This is a genomic window from Escherichia sp. AM3 (assembly GCF_032029835.1).
Lineage (GTDB): Bacteria > Pseudomonadota > Gammaproteobacteria > Enterobacterales > Enterobacteriaceae > Escherichia > Escherichia coli.
Genome location: NZ_JAVUPQ010000335.1, coordinates 1 through 1198 on the forward strand (window position 1 = coordinate 1; position 1198 = coordinate 1198).

A 1198-nucleotide genomic window follows, 5' to 3' on the forward strand; every position below is an offset into this window, starting at 1 on the left:
CGGTTGAACATACAGTTAACAATGGAACCGACCTGCGCTGACGCTTCATTGGCATGGTGAACCGGATAGCCAAACGGCGACCAGAGTTTATTTTTCGCGTAGCCCCAGTACTCTTCACCCAAATTCCAGCGTTCTGCGATGGCATATGAACCATCAGCCAGGTGACTCAGCTCACCCACACGATGCGCCAGACGGTAGTAAAAATCTTTAATGAAGTTAACGTCACCCGCTTCCAGTTGATCCCAGCGAATTTCTGCATACTCTTCAGCTGGCAGAACACGCTTGAACACACCTTTGCTGTAACAATAAGTAAAGTCGCGATGCAACTGCCCGTAGTTACACCATAGGCCGTAGTCATCGAACAAATTCAGACCCACCAGGTTACCAATCACACGACCATCGTCTTTATCTTCAAAATCTTTCGGCCCGTTCGGGAAGATGGTGGTATGGACAAAGTTTGCTACACAAGTGTTACCACCTGTGCTGGGCACGCCAAACTCTTTCACCCGAGGAATATTCATTTGGGTCATACAACGGATCGGGCAAGAGTGGCAGCCGCTCATTTTTACTGTGTATTTCTCTGCCGCCGGTCCTAAGTCAAAAACGGATTTATAGGTACGAAAGCCGACCGTATTCTGATTGCCTGGCGGAATTTCACCCGTTTCAATCGGACCACCTTCAGCCGCGCCCCAAAACAGCCCTTTACGTGCTGTCCAGCGTGACTTGGGATCTGAATACTCTGCCCACGATTGTGGCGTACTTGGCACGACATGGTTGTTATTCGCACCAATAAGTTCAGTCATCATGTAATCATTGAGACGCTTCATCTCCTGACGATCGGCAATGTTGACCCCTTTCGTCCCTTCAACCGCAATCGCTTTCAGGTTTTTCGAACCCATTATTGCGCCAGTTCCCGCACCGCCGCTGTGGTTACGGCTATTCAACATGCCAGAGAGAGGAACAAGGTTTTCCCCAGCCTGACCAATAGCCGCCACACAGGTTTCCGGACTGGTCAATCGACAAATTTCTTCCGTCGTTGCGCGCGTCCCTTTTCCCCATAAGAAATCGGCTTTTTCCAGGCTAACTTTGTCATCTTTAATCTTCAGCCATACCGGTGATTTCGCCTTCCCTTCGATAATAATGACGTCGTATCCAGCGAATTTCATTTGCGCTGCAAAAAAGCCACCCATATGGGCAT

General features: G+C 49.3%; 1 protein-coding gene. It reads right to left on the reverse strand.

All coding sequences use genetic code 11. The features are described from left to right. A partial coding sequence (locus RTW80_RS25620) for an aldehyde ferredoxin oxidoreductase N-terminal domain-containing protein (RefSeq protein WP_312720863.1) occupies positions 1-1198 on the reverse strand: 1198 nt, incomplete at both ends.